The 1,334-nt window shown below is 39.1% G+C and carries 1 protein-coding gene and 1 pseudogene; one reads left to right on the top strand and one right to left on the bottom strand.

Annotation, left to right across the window (positions count from 1 at the left end; translation table 11 throughout):
• Positions 1-254 precede the first annotated feature (254 nt).
• Positions 255-545: a hypothetical protein gene (locus H5187_RS23545; RefSeq protein WP_182795038.1), complete on the top strand. Its 291-nt coding sequence runs from the start codon at positions 255-257 to the stop codon at positions 543-545.
• A 91-nt stretch (positions 546-636) separates the two neighbouring features.
• Here H5187_RS23545 and H5187_RS24870 read toward each other — a convergent pair.
• A pseudogene (locus H5187_RS24870) lies at positions 637-932 on the bottom strand (hypothetical protein); the annotation flags it as partial.
• Between the last annotated feature and the right edge of the window lie 402 nt (positions 933-1,334).

The following is a 1,334-nucleotide window of genomic DNA, read 5'->3' as shown; positions in this document are numbered from 1 at the left end:
ATTGCTTAGTTCATAATATAGAAAAGCTGCAAAACACGATGCATTAATAAAGGTAAGCTGCTACCTCTCCAAATAAGCCACTTAAACACCTGTCATACCTTCCAAAACGCCCATTAAAGCAACAGCAAATCCTCTTTTTATATTTCACGTAAAATCGAAGTAACCAATTGAATCAAAATAGGAACTCAGCTATGGTTAATGCATCAATAAAAATAAATTAAAAACGAGTAATTCTACAGGCTCGTTAGGGATATATGAATAATAAGCTCAGCACTTCGGAAAAAGGACTATATCGTCGAGTTGATGAAATCCTATTTTACCTTTGGGATCCTATAGGTGTTTGCGACATACCGATGGCTCGTGATGAATACCAATCTTATTTACCAAAAGTTTTTAAGTTGTTACTCAACGACCCTAAAGAACATGAGGTTTCAGCTTATTTAATTAAAGTAGAAACAGGTTCAATGGGAATGTCCGCAAATAGTAAAAAGGCACTTGAAGTTGCTCGCATACTTATTGAAACTAAAGAGGCTTTGTTGGAGTAATATCCCTAATCGGGTAGCCGGAGGTCTCTAACCTCCAGCCCCCACACCACCCATCATGCGCTTTTTATTAGCAGGAAGTGCAATGGGCGGTTCATCTCCCGTAATGAATATTGATCCAAATATCTCTCAGTGACACTAAACCTTTTGACGCTAAATAGTCATTGCCTAGCGCAATGTTAATTCCTTTTGTTTTTGAGCTTCGACAAGGCCCTTCGCTTCCAAGCGCCTACTTTTGGTGCTGGTGATACCACATGCTATGGCGAGTCGCTCACTAACCCCCAATTTCATTAAACTACGTACTTTAGTGCGTGCTATTCCTTATAAATAGCGCGATTGTCGCCAGTAGCACATTCTTATCCTACGGCGGATCCAGAGATCTAAATCCACCGTTAGATATAATAATCAAAGTCAAAATAGACAGCCCAATGGGGCAACGGCAGCTTTTTATTGACGAAATGGCAAACGACTTGGCTGTATAGAGCCTGCTTTCCTTTAAATAAACAGCGGAATATTACAGTTAACAAAGGAATGAATAAATTGACCTTACGCGGACAAACGAAAGTGAATGCATTCACTGCATTCTGCGGCAACTGTATTGCTTAGTTCATAATATAGAAAAGCTGCAAAACACGATGCATTAATAAAGGTAAGCTGCTACCTCTCTAAATAAGCCACTTAAACACCTGTCATACCTTCCAAAACGCCCATTAAAGCAACAGCAAATCCTCTTTTTATATTTTACGTAAAATCGAAGTAACCGATTGAATCAAAATAGGAACTCGGCTATGG

The organism is Pseudoalteromonas sp. SG44-1, from assembly GCF_014164315.1.
GTDB classification, from domain to species: domain Bacteria; phylum Pseudomonadota; class Gammaproteobacteria; order Enterobacterales; family Alteromonadaceae; genus Pseudoalteromonas; species Pseudoalteromonas rhizosphaerae.
Note: the sequence above shows the minus strand (reverse complement) of the source record. Positions and strands in the feature narration are given on the sequence as shown.